Raw genomic sequence first — 16,731 nt, forward strand, 5'->3', positions numbered from 1 at the left:
TTGGTATTAGAGTTCTTCTGGGTTTGCAAATTTTACCTCCGGATACTTGACGCTCGGTCCCTGAATCAGATCTCCACCCGTTCCTTTCAGCTGCTTGTTAAAGAAATCGAGTACATATTGATTCACGATGTTTGATCCTCTTTTACCATTGATGTCTCCTGTTATTCCGGACAGCTTAACCAGCTCCGAATAGAATTGAAGATCTGTGAAATTGAAGTGCTGGGTTCCTTCTACATAAATCACATTTCCCCCATGATTGATAACATTTTTCATAATGTGTAGCTCATCTGAAAGAAATTTAGTTACTTCATCATCCGAATTTCTATCCACTTCAAAATTGGCTAACCAGTCTTCAAAACTTCCCGATCGGATGAACATAAATGGCTTGTTTATATCATCTCTATTTTCCACTTCATATAATGACCCATCCATATTAACCCCGGCCTTGATTCTCTGATCTAGATAAGTTGCATTAAACGCGGTTGCCCCCCCAAAAGAATGCCCCATTGCGCCTATGTTATTTAAATCGATCTTACCTTTAAATTGACTTTCGATTGCACCTGAATTCAGCTTTTCGATTTGATCGATTACAAACTCCACGTCTTTCGTCCATATATTCCCTGTTTTTGTACGTTCCTCTAGTGTAGTCGTACTTTTTTTATAATCCGTTACACGGCCATCTGGAAAAAGGGTAGCAAAGGTGCTATACGTATGATCGATGGTGACCACGATAAACCCATGACTGGCCAGATTCTCGGCCTGCGATGCATGTAGAACTCTACTGGTTCCCATACCATGAGATAGCAGTATCACGGGATAAGGACTTGTAGAAGACAATATTTCACTATTTTCATAAGAGTTGGTTTGACTATACTTCCAATAGTCGAGCACAAATTCAGGCAGTTTTAAAGAATTAGAGAAGCTCTGAATATACTTTTTGAACCTCTCTTTATCTTTTGGAAACAGCGTGTCACGCTTGTTATTATTGCTGTTTTCAGTTGGGTACCAAACTTGAACCATTAGTTCCCTCTTATCGCTTTGATCTTCAGTGAAGCTTTCGTCTCTGTTCTGGTCCGTTAAATGAAATGTTTGAGTTCCCACTTTCTCTGGACCATCCGGCTTCGGCAAATTAAAGACAGGTAAGTATACAGACAAGGCAGTAGAAGCAACCAGCAGAATGACAATCAGGGAAGATAAACTATATTTCAAGAACTTCCCTATTTTTAGATTCATCATCTTTTCGGAATGTCTGAGTAAAACAATAATTATGAATAGAGCCGTCATGATATATACCAAAAGCAACTGCCATCTGTATCCCTCAACTAACAATTGAACTACGAGTATAACGCTACTTCCTATCCCCAAACCCAATCCTGTTTTCTTTGCACTTCTTTTAATAAATAGCAGGTCTACGAGTAAAGCAAAACAGGATAGAACTAACAGTATCTCAAATAATCTCATGTTGAATTCCTCTCTCTTTCATCACGGCAACGGCCGAAACCATATTTATTTTGCTTCGTTCATAAATGCTCTTACATCTTCAGCAATTTTTTTGAATTGAGTATGATGTAAATAATGTGAACCATCCATAGTGATGACTTTCCCATGTACTGAATCTTTGATCTGCCCTTCATGTAATGGGATCCATCCTTCTACCCCTTCATTATTCGCTTGTACAAAGAGAAGAAGTGGAAGATCTTTAGAGAAGCTTAAACCTTGAGCACCTTTAAAATTGGTATAAATATGATCCATCTCGTTTAATGAGGTGGGATTATACATGTTTTTATTCGAGATCATTTTCATCTGCTCAACCGTCTGTTCATCGAATGCAAGTCCCTCATAGGGGTCCGCACCCACTTTCATCATTAATCTTAAGAGACCTGTATTTCGGAGAAAAGCAAACGTTTTTAATGGGAACTTCGCATCTGTAATACTTGGTTGGGTGGAAACACTACTGTCAATACCGACAAAAGCAGTCACCTCACCCGGATATTTGTTCACATAATCAATGCCGTAAATGCCTGCAATAGAGTGACCCATAAGCATGTACTGATGAATATCAAGTTGTTGCAGAGCTTCATGAATTTCACTTACGATATTCTCTGTGGTTCTTTCTTTTTCAGTTTCATCACTTAATCCATAACCGAATGGCTCAACAGCAACCACTTTGTAATATGGAGATAATTCATCAATAAGCAGCTTGAAATCAAGCGCTGGTGTTGCTGTTCCATAACCGGGCAGAAGCACAATCGTTTCCTTGCCTTCACCTTGAATGAGCACATTCATATTTTTCCCGTCTACAGATACATGCTGACCGTAGGGCTCTATCTTTTTCGCCTCTGAATTACTACTAATCACATTTGTGATATAAACAATACCTAAAAATAGAATAATGGCAATTAAGATTGCGCCCAGTACTTTAAGTATAATATTTCGTACCTTCTTGACCCTGGTTCTGTTCTTGGCTTTTTTTCCTTCTGGTAGTGTCACTCTGATCTTCTCCTGTCTTGAACTGTTTGTTCGGTTGTCTTCTTTGCTGCTAATGAAATCTTATCCAATGAAAATGTACTCTCCGTGACGCCAATATGAACTGAATATGAATAAGCCAATCAATATTTATTGCTGCGTCATAAAACTCCTGAATTTTTCAGCGATTTCTTTGGCATGGGAACGGTATAAATAATGATTTGCTTCGAGTAGCACCATTTCACCATGTATAGAGTTCTCTATTAACTTCTCGTGTTCGGGAACCCAATTGTCCACTGCCGGATGATTCTTTTGAACAAAGAAAAGAACGGGGAGATCGACTGGGAACGTTAACTGTTCAGCTGCTTTAAAATTGGAATACATGCTTACAATCTCGTTTAATTGAGTTGAATTAAACATGTTCTTTTGTATCAAAATGTTCAATTGTTCTTTGGTTTGTTCATCATACGGTAGCCCAGCATATGGATCATCACTCATTTTCAATTGCAAACGTGGGAAACCCAAGTTACGGTACCATGTAATCGGTACGATTTCTGATGCTTCAACCTTCTGTTCACTAATCGCTGGAACACTGCTATCCAGCCCGACATATGTACTTACTTCATCTGCATATTTGTTCACATAATCCAGACTATAGATCCCCGAAATGGAATGACCCATGAGAATATACCGATCAATATGTAGACTTTGCAGCGCTTCGTGGATTTCACTTACGATATTTGCTGTGCTGCGTTCCTTGTCAGTCTGATCACTCAATCCATAACCAAAAGGTTCAACCACAACGACTTTATAATAGGGGGATAGTTCTGAAATAAGTGGCTTAAAATCAAGTGCAGGTGACGCTGTTCCAAAACCCGGCAGAAGTACAATCGTTTCCTCGCCTTCGCCTTGAATGAATACATTCATATTTTTCCCGTCTACGGATACATGTTGACCATACGGCTCCATTCTTTTTTGCTCCGAATAACTACTGATTTTATTAACGGTATATACGGTAGCTACAAAAAGTAGGATTACGATAACGATTGCGGCAAACACTTTAAACAAGATGTTTAACACTTTCTTTATTTTGCTTTTACTTTGTACTTCTTTCTCTGCTTGTTGATTCACATTCATCTGCTCCTATCCTCATCTGTATATTGGCCTAACAGGCTGCTAATAAAAGCCTAACCAACGAAGATGTACTCCCCATGACCATAATATGAACGGAGTATGAACAAGCAAAAAAAATGCCATGTGTAACATACAAGGAAGCTTGCATGTTACACATGACATGATAATTCGGTCTAGATACTCCGATGGATATTCTAATTCATTCACCTATCCTGTGAATCTAACTATCGGTTGGTGGATGGATGGGCAACGTGATCATAAAGGTTGTGCCTTGACCAGGTTCACTTTCCACTCGGATGTCACCCTGATGAAGCGATACGATCTGTTTAACGATTGCTAGTCCCATACCACTCCCGTCGTATTTACGACTGTGGGAACGATCTGCCTTGAAAAAGCGGTCGAATATACGCTTCTGGTCTTCCAGGGGAATTCCAATGCCCGTGTCGGATATTAGAACAGTCACATTTTTGAAATCCTCTTCGATACGGACTTTAATCATACCGCCATCCTTGGAAAACTTGATGCTATTTCCTATGATGTTTGTCCATACCTGATTTAACTGGTCGTGATCAGCCGTTACCTTCACGTTCTCCAAATCAAGCTCGAAATGAATGTTGCGCGCAGACCATTGCGGCTGAAGTGCCACGATGACCCGCCGGATCTGTTCATCAAGGCTTAACGTGGTGAGCCGTAGTTGCTGTGACTGCGATTCAAGCAAACTCAGCTTGAGCAGGCTATCGCTCATTTTGGACATTCGTTTCGCTTCAGAGATGATAATATCCAGATAACGGTTCCGTTCTTGTTCTGAGAGGTTTACTTGCTTCAGTGCCGAAGCGTAACCTGATATCGAGGTGAGAGGAGACTGAACCTCGTGTGAAACATTTGTAACAAATTCCCTGCGCATCTGCTCCAACTGCTTCAGATCATGCATCATTTCTTCAAAGCTGCGGGCCAACGTACCAATCTCAGTCGTTTGCTTAATGTTCAACTTGACGTTGAAATCTCCAGCTGCAATTCGTTTGGTTGCTTGGGTCAACTTCTTGATCGGTCTCACCAGATATACAGAAGCAACCAGGATTAACAAACTTCCTGTCATCAACGAACTGATTGCAAAGATCAAGCCCCACTTGACCACAAACGTGGCTGAGGGAGGTGAGAGTGTTTCCAAAAACATCGCTTTCGTTCCCATCTCCGTTTTCAAAGGCAACCCTAAAATCACCGTAGCGATCCCATCCCTCGTATCTTGAACAACGCCCCCAGCTAATACTTTCTTTAGTTGCTCACTCGTCACAGCAGCAGACTTATGTCCGTTAAGTTTTCCGTAAGACTCGAACTGACCGGAAGCTTCGTAAATTCGGATATGATAGGAATTGAGCTGCTTCATTCCACTTACGTACAAGTCCGCTTCACGTACTGGGAGGGTCTTATAGATCTGCACAACGTCTTGGCCAAAATTACGCAAGTTAATTTGAGCGTTTTGGTTCAATTTGTCCTCAAATATCCAGGTAGATACAAAAAATGAAATGACCGTACCAGCGATGACAGACCCCAGAAAGGTCAGGACCACACGAATATATATGGATCGGATCATTCGTAGACCTCAAGTCTGTATCCTAGCCCACGTACCGTTTCAATTCGAAAATCAGGTGTAGTTGCGAATCGTTCGCGTAGGCGCTTAATATGTACGTCTATCGTTCGATCATCTCCGGCGTAATCAATACCCCATATCTGATCGATTAATTGCTCACGTGTATAGACTTGTCCTGGTGTTCCAGCAAGCTTATACAGTAATTCGAACTCCTTAAGTGGTAACGTAAGCGACTCCGTGCCTCTCATCACCTTATACGTCTGACGATCCAGAATGACGTTGCCAAACTGGATTGTGTGTGTGGAGCCGATTTTGTATCGTTTGAGCAATGCTCGGACACGAGCGGTAAGCTCCAATGGATCAAATGGTTTGGTCAAATAATCATCCGTTCCCAGTTCGAATCCTTTCACCTTCTCCCAAGTCTCTCCTCTCGCCGTCAACATGAGTAGCGGGAGGTCGGGATTGGCTCTCCGGAGTTCCTTGCACAGTGCCCAACCGTCCATAACAGGCATCATAATATCAAGCACAACCAGATCCACTGGAGTTTCGCCATACACGGTGAGAGCTTCCTTACCGTCCGCAGCTTCCACCGTTGTGAATCCATCGTTTTTTAGAAATAAACAAACGAGTTCGCGAATATTCGCATCGTCGTCAGCAACGAGTATAGTAGCCATAGGTTTTTTCTGTCCTCTCCGTTACGTTGAAATATATAGTTCAACTTATATAGTAAATAGTAAAACCTCGTGCTTATAGTATATCTACAGCAAACATCGTATGCTCTTTCAACGTTCCCTGGATTGGCACAGGCTGTGACCCATTCTCCTTGAATCCTGCCTTTTGAAGGACACGGATAGAGCCTGTGTTTTCTGGTACAGCGCCAGCTTCGATTCGAGTAATTTTAGTTTCGTGTTTGGCAAACTCCAGCACACATTGCAGGGCTTCGCTCATATACCCTTTTCCTTGATGTAGAATATCCGTCACATAACCAACGATCCATTTTGGGGTAGAATCCAATATGATCTCGAACAAAGAAATTTCACCGACGAGTTCATCCGTTGTATGTAGAAAAATACCAAAAGAATAGCGATTTCCGTCTTCTCTCTTCTTGTTCCAGCTCTCAATAAGTGACCTTTGCCCTTCCAAGCTGTAGAAAGACTCATCCCGATTACTCGCTGAGATTTTCTCAATTTCCGCACGGTTACGAATCTGTAGATCCAGAAGCAAAGCGGCATCTTCCACATTCCAAAATCTCACATAGATACGTTCTGCACTATATTTCATTACATTATTCCTCCTCTATTACGTTAGGTCAAATGGGCTGCAATTTTCCTGTCATATCTCCCTGTTTGCCATCAGTGGATTCTACTTTGATTATATCAGGTCATTATACGAGTACGAGCGAATCAAAGAGAATTGTTTCGCCAGAAAATGCGGGGAATACGGCATGTCGTTGCGCAGCCAGGCGACAATGGTGCCGATCAGGGCGGAAGAACCGTACCAGATTGCAATCTCCTTATGAATACCAGATTCTTCGAGTTCATCCTCCATCTCCACCCGATCAATTTTGGCTTTGACCAGCGTACTCAACAATTTGAGCAGTCGTTCGGTAAAAATCGGTGTGCGCTTTGTAGCAAGTACGACCTTATAAAACGAGGCGTTCTCTGCAAAATGCTCCAGTAACTTGACCAAAACAGGCCAAGCCTCTTCCGTCCTATGCTTCTCAAAATGAGGGGCATATTCATCCACGATCCGTTCAATATGCTCAATCATCTCGTCGGCCATCTTCTCCATCATATCCGTAATATCTCGATAGTGCAGGTAGAAGGTTACCCGATTAATCGTCGCTCGTTCGGCAATTTTGTTGACTGACAACTTCTCAATATCCATTTCCTGCAGCAATTCAACAAATGCACCTCGAATTAACTGACGTGTTCGCAATATTCTTGGGTCCACGGCTGATTTCTTCTCGTCTTTCACGTGTATCCCTCCTTCAAATTTTGAACATTACAATTTTAAACGATCAGTCGTTTATTTTTGATTTAGACAACAAACTCATAATTTCTGTAAAATAAACAACGAAAACACATCATAACGTAAATTGTAATCTGACCGAATATGTATATAATTCAATAAATACAATGTAAACTATACAACACGTTGTAAATTTAGTCACGCGTGGATTGAAAGGATGAAAAGGATTGAGTCAGGCTAGAGTACAAGAAGAATTATCCGTAAAGAAAGGCCCCATCCTGTTTATCATGATTTTGGGAGCCTTCCTTGCAACGTTGAATCAAACGATCATGAGTGTCGCTACACCGGAACTGATGGGTGATTTTAACATCTCCGCCGCAACAGCACAATGGTTAACGACAGGTTATATGCTGGTGAACGGGGTACTTATCCCCATTACGGCTTACTTCATGCAACGCTTTTCAACCAAGCAATTATTCCAAGCTTCAATGTTTATTTTCCTGATTGGTACCATCGTATCCGCCCTTGCAACCAACTTCGGCACATTGCTGACAGGACGCATGATTCAGGCAGCGGGCGCGGGCATTATCATGCCGCTCTTGATGAACGTTATTTTGACCTTGTTTGCTCCTGAAAAACGAGGATCAGCCATGGGTATGGTTGGTTTTGCGATCATTTTCGCCCCTGCAATTGGGCCTACACTTGCCGGTTATATTCTGGAGAACTACTCTTGGCAAACGATGTTCTACGGCATGATACCCTTAACTCTTATTGTCATTGCCTTTGCGTTTGTATACCTGAAGAATGTATCCGAACGAGTTAGTACGAAGTTCGACACCATCAGTGTGGTACTGTCCACCATCGGATTCGGCGCATTGCTGTATGGCTTCAGCAGAGCAGGAAGTCTGGGATGGTCAAGTGCAGAAGTACTTATCTGTATCGCTGCTGGTATAGTTGCTCTTGCACTATTCACATGGCGGCAGCTCGTTTCAGATACTCCGCTGCTTGATCTGCGGGCTTTCAAATACAACATGTTCTCCCTGACCACGGTCATTAGTATCGCAATTACGATGATCATGTATGCTGACATGATGTTGCTTCCCTTGTACCTCCAGAACGCACGTGGTTACACTGCACTGGAGTCCGGATTATTACTGCTCCCGGGTGCTCTTGTCATGGGCTTCCTGATGCCTGTAGCCGGAAAATTGTTTGACCGATTTGGAGCAAAATGGCTGGCTGTTATCGGGATGGTGATCACCATCGTGACGACAATTGGTTTCATCGACTTAACGGATTCAACCAGCTATGGTTACCTGGTATTAATGTCAACTGGCCGCCGAATTGGTATGGCTCTGCTCATGATGCCGATTCAGACTGCGGGGCTTAACCAACTGCCACCAAGACTTGGTGCACACGGTACAGCTATCTCCAACACCGTCAGACAAGTAGCTGGCGCTGTAGGTACTTCATTGCTCGTGAGTGTCATGACCTCCCGTACAACGGCACACGTACAGGATATGATGGCCACTGGTGCAGCCAATGGTCTCAGTCAAAAACAGCTTGCTACAGAATCCATGATCCAGGGTATCAATGATGCTTATGTTGTTATCATCGGTATCGCTGTTGTGGGATTGGTTCTTTCCTTCTTTATCAAACGTACCAAACAAGCCAAAGAGGAAGAAATCAAACAGGTGGTAAGACAAAAAGTTTCTATGAACTCAAATTAAGGTGTCCAGCCTCATAATTGCTTGCATAACAAAGCGGCAGATCAAGACGTTTACGTCTGATCTGCCGCTTTTTAGGTTGTATCCCGTATGATTCCTTCTCACTCCGCAACGATCTTCACTGGCAGATGGGTCAAAGACTGTCCCGGAGCTGAAGTGACCAGATTACTCTCCAGATCAAAGGACTCCGCTGGTTCAATCCGAGCAATCTTCTCCACAAATGCTGTCAAGGCGATACTTAGTTCCATTCTTGCCAGTGGGGCACCTAGACAAAAGTGTGGGCCATTACCAAAGGTAAGGTGCTTTTTGTTATTCCGACGATGAATGTTTAGATCAAACGGGTCTTCAAACATCTGCTCGTCCATATTGGCTGCACTCATCCAGGAGATGACGACATCCCCTTTTTTCAAGTCTACTCCGAGCAGTTGGTTATCCTGCTTCACTGTCCGATGTCGCTTGGCATTGTGGAACCGATAACGAAGCATTTCTTCCACTACGAGCGGAACCAACTCGGGATTCTGTCTTAGTTGGCCATACAGACTCGGGTCATCGTACAGGAAGGAATAGAATGTATTTGAAACCATATGGCTTGTTGTCTCAATACCAGCTCCGAGCAGAAGCATGGTCGTGCGAACAACCTCATCCTCCGTGAACTTCTCCCCCTCAACATCAACGTTCAACAGATCCGTAATGATATCCTGACCAGGATGGGACCGTTTATGAACCACAACAGGATACAGAAATTGATAGTACTCTTGCGCTGCAGTTTGTTTTTTCAGTTCACTCTCTTCAGCAGTCTTCGGATTGGTAGGTTGAAACAGAATATCTACCCAGTTCTTGAAGCGATGACTGTCTGTGAGAGGGATGCCGAGCAGATCAGCCATAACCATCGAAGGCAGCGGAGCAGCCAACGCTTGAACAATATCAATGGTCGTATTCGGCTCAATATCTGCTACCAGCTGCTCTGCAATGTTGCGAATACGTGGCTCCCAGTTCTTCAGACTACGCGGTGTAAAAGCAGCAGATAACAACGAACGACTTTTTTGATGACGGGGAGGATCAATACTTGATATGTTTAATTTGTCTGGAGGTGTGCCTTCATTGTTTTTCGCTCCAACGGCAATGGTCGTCCGGGTTCCTTCGGCTGAAAAATACTCATGATTACTGAGGACCTGCTTCACATCATCGTATCTGAACACATTCCAGGTGTCTGTATCTTCGTGATAGTACACAGGATGCTCGGACAGCATTTTTCGAAACCAGTGAAGTGGGAAAAACTCTTCTGATCTGGACTGAAACCCCGTGATGTCCTCAACACGTATCACTTCTTTATACATTTGGAATCCACCTCTCAGCATAGTTTCGTGATTGGTTACATGGGTACCTGAATTGACAGTTCAGCACCTGATTCCATTTTATACCATGAGTTCATTTATTGATATAAACCATTTGAACTAAATCAGAAAAACCCCTTATTATAAGGGGTTTTTGTTTTATACGTATCGTATATTATTCTGTCGCTGTTTCAGAGAGATCAGCGATACGAACCGATCAATCGCCTAGTTTCGCCAATGCTTCCTGTAGCTGATCCAGCTGTGCAGACAAGGTTTCAACCAAGTTCTGCGTTTGGCGTGCCTTCTCCATTAAGACTTGCTCGTCCGAACCCTCTTTCGATGCTTTACCGATTGGTGATGACGACAATTCCGACAATTCGCTTTTGTATGTTTCTTGTTTCTCTAAAGCTATGCGCAGTTCTTCTTTCGTCGTACCGATCTGATGTTCCAGATATATGATGTCGGACGAATTCGCTCCATCGGATAAACGTTGTGAATATGTCATGACTCACCTCTTTTAATTTCATCCATTGCTTTGCCAACAGCATAGGGCTCAATATCGATATCCAGCTCCATGCCAAGAGCTAATTTCGCCAGTTGACTCCCGATAAAAGGACCCATGGTCAATCCAGAGGCTCCAAGTCCATTCGCGGTAATCAGACCTTCCCAGCCTGGGACAGCCCCCATTACTGGCAGAAAGCCTGGCGTGAACGGACGGAACCCAACTCTTACTTCCTGGAATGTGCTATTGGCTAGCCCCGGCGCCAGTTCCAGACCTTTATTCAAAACTTCCTGCATGCCTCCTGCAGTTACTCTTGTATCATAACCCTCCACATCATTTTCATGAGTGGCTCCAATCACAATCTTCTGTTGATCAAAGGCCAAGAGATATTGGTCAGAAGGTGGCATGATCACAGGCCAGCTGCCTGTATCCTCCCCATCCGTGACATGTAGATGCATAATTTGTGCCTTTTGATAATGCACTTTAAAGTGTAACCCGAGCGGCTTCAGCAGTTCGTTGGCCCATGCACCTGCACAGACAACGACTTCATCTGCCAGGAAACTCCGATCATTAACACTCACACCAACGACCCGATTTGCTTCGAATTGAAGCGTGGCGTCTCCATGAATCACTTCCGCTCCATTTCGCTGTGCAGACCGGATTAAGGCATCACGCAGCGCCCTTCCATCTATACGTGCAGCACCGCTGATATGTACCGACTGATAACGTTCATCCAGCAATGGAAAACGTTCATGGGTTTCTTTTACATCCAGAGGTGTGATGTCGCCAATCTCCGGTGCATCTGCTTTGCGAAGATGGGCCCGCTCTTCCATCTTGTTGATTTTGTCCACATCCGTATGAATACTGAGCGCACCCACTTGAGCATATCCGGTTTCCGTTTCTCCTTCACCCTCAAGCTCCGCTATGATGCCAGGATAGAACCGCGCACCAGCCTTGGCGAGCTGATACCAGTCCTGATTACGTCGCTGTGACAGCCATGGACAGATGATACCAGCAGCTGCATCCGTTGCCTGTCCTATATCTTTTCGGTCTATGATGATGACCTCTGCGCCATGTTTGGCTAATTGATAGGCTGTTGATGCCCCCAGAATACCCGATCCGACTACGATGACTTTCTTCATGTTTGCATTCCTTTCTTTAATCACTCATTCGTTATAGCGTATAACGTTTCGCATTCTGTTGGCAAGGCAGGCGTACTTTAAGGTCCATATAGAGGCTGATCAGACCACTGTTCATACTCATTCATCCAAGAAATAATTGTTGAAACATTTATATGAAAACGTTTTATATATTGCCCGTCATTCAATTAAAATTATTCCATTTATGTAATATAATTCTTTCTAGGTTTCTTTTAACTCTGTAACCACGCCACTTACGCACATGATCCTTTAACGAAAAGAGGAATAACACGACGATGCCGAAACCTAGCATGGGGAATCCGCTGGATACCGATATGCCGCTCATGATTACAGGGCAAAACCAGTTGACCGTTGATGAATTGATGAATTGGAGCGACCATTCACGGGATTACAGCATTGTACAGTGCATCGGAGGAACAGGGCGAATCGCAGCAAAGAATCATGAATTTTCGATCAAAAAAGGGACCGCTCTTATTTTGTTTCCCGAGGTAACCTACCGTTACCACAATCTGAGTGATTCATTACGATTTGATTGTCTGTCTTTCAATGGCTATTTGTTGCCACGGTTCTTGCATACCTTGCAGATCGGGGAGCTGCGCGCCTTCAAGCCGGATGGAATGCTTCATATCCTGTTGCGTGAAATTACGTTGGCGCTGCAGTCCCGGCACAAGGATCAGATCTGGCACGTATCCGCATTACTGTACATGCTTTTGGTCAGATTAACCATTGAAGGTGAACGCTATAGTGCTTACGAACGTTCTGATGCCCGATTAAGATTGGATGAACTCATTACTTTTATCAAACAAAATTATCATCAGGATATTTCTCTCCCCATGTTGGCTGAGCAGATGGATGTTACCGAGCAGCACCTGAATCGGATATTCAAAAAAGAATTTCAAATGACTCCACTGGAGTATCTCATGAGGTATCGGTTGTTGAAAGCAAAGGAAATGCTCATCGAAAATGACGCTACAACCGCTCATGAAATAGCCAAAGCCGTTGGTTTCAACAGTGCCAGTTACTTTGGATCTGTGTTCAAAAAATACGAAGGGATCTCTCCTATCGAGCTACGCAAGCAGTATCTGGATTAAAGCGCCTCCATATCGATCTCGGCCAGCGAGGATAACCGAAGTTCATGCATGGCGAATTCCAGACCACGCGTTACCTCGTTAGGCACGATGATACAACGAATACCTGCGGCATTGGCTGCCTTCAAGCCATTAGGTGAGTCTTCGAACACAATCGCTTCGGAAGCCTCGATCCCAAGACTCTGGAGAGCAAGAAGGTACAGTTCAGGGTCCGGTTTCACTCGCTTCACATCCTCAGATGTATGAACAACTGTAAAATAATCGAAAATGCCTAACTTCTGCAAGTAACCATGCACCCAGTCTCGTGTGGAGCTGGAAGCAACCGCAAGCTGAATCCCCTTCTCCCTCGCAGACTGAAGCAATTCATACACCCCTGGAAGAATGGCGGCCTGTCCCAAATAGACTTCGTATTTCTGTTCAGAGAGAAGTTTGATATGATCATGATCTATCTTTTTTTGGAGCGCCTGCTCCAGATATAGAAATGGATGAAACTCCTCAAAGGATGTCCCCACATTTTTCGACCATAGCTCCAGACCAAGTTCCACTCCGTGCTCTTCATAAATATCGCGAAATGCATAGTACCAAGGCGTCTCTGTATCCACAATGAGTCCATCAAAATCAAATATAAATGCTTTTACCATGAACCTGTTCTCCCTCCAATGATCGGCCGGGGGAGCGGATTAGAAACGTGCGGTCAAGTCAGGATGAGTAACGTTCACTGATAAAAAGTGACTCGTACAGCCCGTTCCAGTCGGCGATTGTACAACTAATCCAGCTCGAAGTTCCCCCTGAATCGGCATGCCGAAATATCGAATTAGTTTCCACTCTTCCCCATCGGGTGAATAAAAGAATGATATGCAGTCCTCTACTTTGCGTATACGCAGATAGGGATTAGGTACGGAGACTTCAACCGAATTACAATCATCGGATGAACCATCACGTGTCACCACCGACACGATGGTAGGCACTTTTCCATCATACTCAAAACAAATTTTGCACCAGTTAAGATCATCCGCCATCACCATCAGACATCCGGAATCATATTGATTTTTCATATCAACGGTTAATTGGGTTGTAATTTCAAAATCGCCAGGCACAGGCATGAACAAGAAAGGAGCAGTTGCACGAATGTGCTTGCCCGCAGGGTCCTGGAAAAAGTCGGTGTCCGCCTTCGCTTCCACCAGCACACCTCCCTGATCTGTAAAGGACCAGCTTTCGGGCTCGTTCATCCAGCTCCATTGCTTCCGTGCTTCTGTTGTCATTACGTTAGTCATTTGTTAGCAGCCTCCCAAGTTAAAATATGTTCTAGAGGTAGTTCTAGTTTTTTTCTGTACTACATATTCGCTCCAAATACAGTAAACCCCTTTTTCTACATATTTTTGTAAGGTTTCAGCACTTGGGAGTGCTTTTGTGGATCTGGCAGGAAGAACATAATGACCATGAGTACGATGTATAGACCAAGAATGACACTGAACAACAGGGTTGGATTGTGATGGTAGAGCAAACCCGTCAGGTATCCCGATGGAATGGCTGTCAGCGTCATGACCGTCTGCACAGCCGAGAACATGTCGGCTTTCTCATGCGTCCCCAATCGGTTCATCAGCAGGGAATCCCGGTACGTCTGCAAAATGAAGTTCCCCGCAGCGAGCACAATTAACGTGAGAAACAGCATGCCTATATTCCCCACAGGGATCAATAGAAACAGAATGGCTCCAGCCGTGCTAAGCACGATGGAAAAACCAACATACTTTTCTTCCGAACGCCGTTTCAGTCGCGGAATGATGACCAGATAGAGCAGCATGACGGTTACCGCAGTCACTACTGGGATAAACGAAATGACACGGTCATCAAATTTCAACTGTTCCTTGAAGAAAATAACCTGAAAGAAATTCAGTTGCAGAATCAGATTGGATAACACCGTAATCAGAATAATCGGAAAAAGTCTCCGTTTGTAGAACGATTTGCCGAACAGACGCAGACTGGAACCCAAGCTCTGAAGCACGCGGGTTTTACTATGCAATCCCATAAGTTCCTTGCCGACCTCGGTCTCATCCGTGTATCGGTTACGAATGAAGAACATGGCGGTCATGAGGATGCCCCCGACAAAATAAATGCTAGCCAAAGTAGGTACAATACCAAAATCAGCAATGACAACTCCGGCAATCGGCGTAAGAACCCCAGCCCCTGTAATAATCATGTTGAGGATGGCAAACACCTTGGATCGTTTGTGTTCCTCCACATCCTCTATGATCAGACAGTTAAAGGCGACCGTTACAAACTTGGATGTTGCGTTCAGTAAATAAGCGATCAGGAACAGCCAGAAGTTCTGGGAGAAGGCCCAGATGAACATGGGAACACTCCAGGCAAGCAGATCAAAGATCAGCGTTGTTCGTTTCCGGCCCAGCTTATTCGTAATGGAACCCGCAAACAATTGAAAGATAAAGGCAAAATAAAGATTCACCGAATTGATTAAACCGATTTCAATGTCCGAAAGTCCGGCTTCCTTCATATATAAAGGAGCGTAGAAGAGAACGATCGTGCCCGGAATGGCCCATACCGGTTCGAGTAAAATGGAGTAGCGTGGATTCTTCGGCAAATCTTGAAGCAATTTCAATCGATATCCCTTCCTTCTGCGGTTTTCACCGCTGCGAATTCCAACTTCTCGCAGCGGCAAACCCGCTAATGTCTACATGCTTATAGTACCTCTTATAGAATAAGAGCTGTTTTGACTGAATTCATCGGCAACTTCTCTCCAGTGTGCATGTCATAACCAATCGTTCCATTAAAGGCCTGTTCATAATCACTCAGCAGTTCCTTGGCTGTCACCATCTGTTCCAGTTCCGGGATGCTTTGGGCAAATTTCAGTGCCGTACTGATCATCGAGTGATTAGCAACTGCACCGATGATACTAATTCCATCATTAATGACGGCTGTTGATTTGAACGTTACCTCATAGCTGTCGTCATATCCCATAGGAATAATTTTGCCGCCTTTGGCAATCAGCTCAAACCCCACATGAAGCTGGTTACCAACCGCGTCCACTACAATATCAAACTTTTTGTTATTATTGATCTCGTAAACTTTATCCAGTGTCAGATCCTGAGGATAGAACACATGATCCGCGATCCCTGAAGCGAACTCTTTGCGGTATGGATCAACTTCCGTGCCTACAGTAAGCCTTGCCAATCGTTTGCTAACAAGCTGACACAGGGAACCGATTGCACCCGAACCGAGGACCAGTACGGAGTCACTTGGCTTAGTCCCTGCTTTCATAAACGTCTGAAGTACACATCCCAGTGGTTCGATCATCATGGCCGTTTCCCAACTCATGGAATCCGGGATGGCATAGATATACTTTTCGTCCCCAACAAAATATTCAGCAAAGGTTCCGTGTGTCGTCATCCCTACTTGATAGTCATCAAAATTCTCGCAGTAGATGAACAGACCCTCACGGCAGTATGAGCAGGTACCGCAAGATTGCGTGGGATCAACCAATACCCGATCACCGATCTTGAAACCACGAACGTCGTCGCCCACCTCAACCACTGTGCCTACGCCTTCATGACCAATGATCGTTCCTTTATTCGCCGGCACTTTGCCTTTGACAATATTCAGATCTGTCCCGCAGATGCCGGAACCATAGATTTTAATTTTTACCTGGTTTGGCTTTTGAATGGTTGGCTCCTCAATCTCCTGGTAAGTCACCTGTTTAAGATCCTGATATACGAGTGCTTTCATTGAATAATTCCTCCTAGTCGATTTTC

General features: G+C 44.0%; 16 protein-coding genes. 2 read left to right on the forward strand and 14 right to left on the reverse strand.

All coding sequences use genetic code 11. The features are described 5' to 3' along the window. Window positions 1-6: 6 nt before the first annotated feature. The 7 genes from MKY87_RS30240 to MKY87_RS30270 all read right to left on the reverse strand — a co-directional run bounded on the left by MKY87_RS30240 (window position 7) and on the right by MKY87_RS30270 (window position 7,165). Complete coding sequence (locus tag MKY87_RS30240) at window positions 7-1,461, reverse strand: alpha/beta hydrolase family protein (RefSeq protein ID WP_340967723.1); 1,455 nt, start codon at window positions 1,459-1,461, stop codon at window positions 7-9. 45 nt (window positions 1,462-1,506) lie between these two features. Then, window positions 1,507-2,490, reverse strand: coding sequence for an alpha/beta hydrolase (locus MKY87_RS30245; RefSeq protein ID WP_340967724.1), 984 nt, complete (start codon window positions 2,488-2,490; stop codon window positions 1,507-1,509). Window positions 2,491-2,616: 126 nt separating this feature from the next. After that, window positions 2,617-3,603 carry an alpha/beta hydrolase gene (locus MKY87_RS30250; protein ID WP_340967725.1) on the reverse strand — a complete coding sequence of 329 codons (987 nt, stop codon included), beginning with the start codon at window positions 3,601-3,603 and terminating at the stop codon, window positions 2,617-2,619. Window positions 3,604-3,820: 217 nt separating this feature from the next. Beyond that, window positions 3,821-5,191 carry a sensor histidine kinase gene (locus tag MKY87_RS30255; protein WP_339784027.1) on the reverse strand — a complete coding sequence of 457 codons (1,371 nt, stop codon included), beginning with the start codon at window positions 5,189-5,191 and terminating at the stop codon, window positions 3,821-3,823. After that, the gene (locus MKY87_RS30260) at window positions 5,188-5,862 is read right to left on the reverse strand and encodes a response regulator transcription factor (protein WP_076211879.1); all 675 of its coding nucleotides are present in this window, start codon (window positions 5,860-5,862) and stop codon (window positions 5,188-5,190) included. The genes MKY87_RS30255 and MKY87_RS30260 overlap by 4 nt, the downstream gene beginning before the upstream one ends. A gap of 73 nt (window positions 5,863-5,935) precedes the next feature. Beyond that, window positions 5,936-6,469: a GNAT family N-acetyltransferase gene (locus MKY87_RS30265; RefSeq protein ID WP_340967727.1), complete on the reverse strand. Its 534-nt coding sequence runs from the start codon at window positions 6,467-6,469 to the stop codon at window positions 5,936-5,938. A gap of 90 nt (window positions 6,470-6,559) precedes the next feature. Then, on the reverse strand, window positions 6,560-7,165 hold the full coding sequence (locus tag MKY87_RS30270; protein ID WP_339784029.1) for a TetR/AcrR family transcriptional regulator: 606 nt from the start codon (window positions 7,163-7,165) through the stop codon (window positions 6,560-6,562). A 281-nt stretch (window positions 7,166-7,446) separates the two neighbouring features. Here MKY87_RS30270 and MKY87_RS30275 point away from each other — a divergent pair, with 281 nt between their 5' ends. Then, the gene (locus MKY87_RS30275; protein ID WP_338594946.1) at window positions 7,447-8,886 is read left to right on the forward strand and encodes a DHA2 family efflux MFS transporter permease subunit; all 1,440 of its coding nucleotides are present in this window, start codon (window positions 7,447-7,449) and stop codon (window positions 8,884-8,886) included. Between the two features lie 98 nt (window positions 8,887-8,984). On the opposite strand, the gene MKY87_RS30280 is transcribed toward MKY87_RS30275, so the two are convergent. The 3 genes from MKY87_RS30280 to MKY87_RS30290 all read right to left on the reverse strand — a co-directional run bounded on the left by MKY87_RS30280 (window position 8,985) and on the right by MKY87_RS30290 (window position 11,861). Beyond that, complete coding sequence (locus MKY87_RS30280; RefSeq protein ID WP_340967729.1) at window positions 8,985-10,220, reverse strand: cytochrome P450; 1,236 nt, start codon at window positions 10,218-10,220, stop codon at window positions 8,985-8,987. A 214-nt stretch (window positions 10,221-10,434) separates the two neighbouring features. Continuing rightward, window positions 10,435-10,722, reverse strand: coding sequence for a hypothetical protein (locus tag MKY87_RS30285; protein WP_340967730.1), 288 nt, complete (start codon window positions 10,720-10,722; stop codon window positions 10,435-10,437). Continuing rightward, window positions 10,719-11,861 carry an NAD(P)/FAD-dependent oxidoreductase gene (locus MKY87_RS30290; protein ID WP_340967731.1) on the reverse strand — a complete coding sequence of 381 codons (1,143 nt, stop codon included), beginning with the start codon at window positions 11,859-11,861 and terminating at the stop codon, window positions 10,719-10,721. The genes MKY87_RS30285 and MKY87_RS30290 overlap by 4 nt, the downstream gene beginning before the upstream one ends. 293 nt (window positions 11,862-12,154) lie before the next feature. Here MKY87_RS30290 and MKY87_RS30295 point away from each other — a divergent pair, with 293 nt between their 5' ends. Continuing rightward, entirely contained in the window at window positions 12,155-12,970 is an 816-nt protein-coding gene (locus tag MKY87_RS30295; protein WP_338594512.1) for an AraC family transcriptional regulator, read from the forward strand. Here MKY87_RS30295 and MKY87_RS30300 read toward each other — a convergent pair. The 4 genes from MKY87_RS30300 to MKY87_RS30315 all read right to left on the reverse strand — a co-directional run bounded on the left by MKY87_RS30300 (window position 12,967) and on the right by MKY87_RS30315 (window position 16,705). After that, the gene (locus MKY87_RS30300; RefSeq protein WP_127548321.1) at window positions 12,967-13,608 is read right to left on the reverse strand and encodes an HAD family hydrolase; all 642 of its coding nucleotides are present in this window, start codon (window positions 13,606-13,608) and stop codon (window positions 12,967-12,969) included. The two genes, MKY87_RS30295 and MKY87_RS30300, sit on opposite strands and share 4 nt — an antisense overlap. Before the next feature lie 39 nt (window positions 13,609-13,647). Beyond that, window positions 13,648-14,241 carry a DUF1349 domain-containing protein gene (locus MKY87_RS30305; protein WP_340967733.1) on the reverse strand — a complete coding sequence of 198 codons (594 nt, stop codon included), beginning with the start codon at window positions 14,239-14,241 and terminating at the stop codon, window positions 13,648-13,650. A 95-nt stretch (window positions 14,242-14,336) separates the two neighbouring features. Then, window positions 14,337-15,581 carry an MFS transporter gene (locus MKY87_RS30310; RefSeq protein ID WP_340967735.1) on the reverse strand — a complete coding sequence of 415 codons (1,245 nt, stop codon included), beginning with the start codon at window positions 15,579-15,581 and terminating at the stop codon, window positions 14,337-14,339. Between the two features lie 92 nt (window positions 15,582-15,673). Continuing rightward, window positions 15,674-16,705 (reverse strand): zinc-dependent alcohol dehydrogenase, encoded by a 1,032-nt coding sequence (locus MKY87_RS30315; RefSeq protein WP_036608226.1) that lies wholly within the window; start codon window positions 16,703-16,705, stop codon window positions 15,674-15,676. Window positions 16,706-16,731 lie beyond the last annotated feature (26 nt).

The sequence above is a fragment of the Paenibacillus sp. FSL R7-0198 genome (assembly GCF_038000415.1).
GTDB lineage: Bacteria > Bacillota > Bacilli > Paenibacillales > Paenibacillaceae > Paenibacillus.

Bases quoted from the DNA above. Each gene is read 5' to 3' on its own strand.
- MKY87_RS30260 (WP_076211879.1), bottom strand. From the start codon at position 5,862: ATGGCTACTATACTCGTTGCTGACGACGATGCGAATATTCGCGAACTC.
- MKY87_RS30305 (WP_340967733.1), bottom strand. From the start codon at position 14,241: ATGACTAACGTAATGACAACAGAAGCACGGAAGCAATGGAGCTGGATG.
- MKY87_RS30285 (WP_340967730.1), bottom strand. From the start codon at position 10,722: ATGACATATTCACAACGTTTATCCGATGGAGCGAATTCGTCCGACATC.
- MKY87_RS30240 (WP_340967723.1), bottom strand. From the start codon at position 1,461: ATGAGATTATTTGAGATACTGTTAGTTCTATCCTGTTTTGCTTTACTC.
- MKY87_RS30315 (WP_036608226.1), bottom strand. From the start codon at position 16,705: ATGAAAGCACTCGTATATCAGGATCTTAAACAGGTGACTTACCAGGAG.
- MKY87_RS30250 (WP_340967725.1), bottom strand. From the start codon at position 3,603: ATGAATGTGAATCAACAAGCAGAGAAAGAAGTACAAAGTAAAAGCAAA.
- MKY87_RS30290 (WP_340967731.1), bottom strand. From the start codon at position 11,861: ATGAAGAAAGTCATCGTAGTCGGATCGGGTATTCTGGGGGCATCAACA.
- MKY87_RS30255 (WP_339784027.1), bottom strand. From the start codon at position 5,191: ATGATCCGATCCATATATATTCGTGTGGTCCTGACCTTTCTGGGGTCT.
- MKY87_RS30265 (WP_340967727.1), bottom strand. From the start codon at position 6,469: ATGAAATATAGTGCAGAACGTATCTATGTGAGATTTTGGAATGTGGAA.
- MKY87_RS30295 (WP_338594512.1), top strand. From the start codon at position 12,155: ATGCCGAAACCTAGCATGGGGAATCCGCTGGATACCGATATGCCGCTC.
- MKY87_RS30300 (WP_127548321.1), bottom strand. From the start codon at position 13,608: ATGGTAAAAGCATTTATATTTGATTTTGATGGACTCATTGTGGATACA.
- MKY87_RS30280 (WP_340967729.1), bottom strand. From the start codon at position 10,220: ATGTATAAAGAAGTGATACGTGTTGAGGACATCACGGGGTTTCAGTCC.
- MKY87_RS30275 (WP_338594946.1), top strand. From the start codon at position 7,447: ATGATTTTGGGAGCCTTCCTTGCAACGTTGAATCAAACGATCATGAGT.